Source organism: Bradyrhizobium cosmicum, from assembly GCF_032290525.1.
Taxonomy (GTDB): Bacteria; Pseudomonadota; Alphaproteobacteria; order Rhizobiales; family Xanthobacteraceae; genus Bradyrhizobium; species Bradyrhizobium cosmicum_A.
Genome location: NZ_JASXTA010000593.1, coordinates 1 through 236, shown reverse-complemented (window position 1 = coordinate 236; position 236 = coordinate 1). Strand labels below are relative to the sequence as shown.

At 63.6% G+C, this 236-nt stretch carries 1 protein-coding gene; it reads left to right on the top strand.

The features are described from left to right. Positions 1–236: AMP-binding protein (locus tag QSV46_RS41055; protein WP_314964506.1), on the top strand; the 236-nt coding region annotated here is incomplete at both ends.

Below are 236 nucleotides of genomic sequence, written 5' to 3'. Positions count from 1 at the left end.
ACGATGTTCCACTATCTGCTGCACAAGGCTCAGGACAGCGGCGTCGAGCGGCTCGGGAATGTGCGGCTATGCATCTCGGCGGGCGCGATCATGCCGGCAACGTTGAATCGGGCGTTCGAGGAGCGCTTCAAGGCGCCGCTGCTCGACGGCTACGGCATCACAGAGACGTCAACGATGGTCACCATGAATTGGCTCCGCGGCGATCGGCCGATCGGTTCATGCGGACTGCCGGTGCC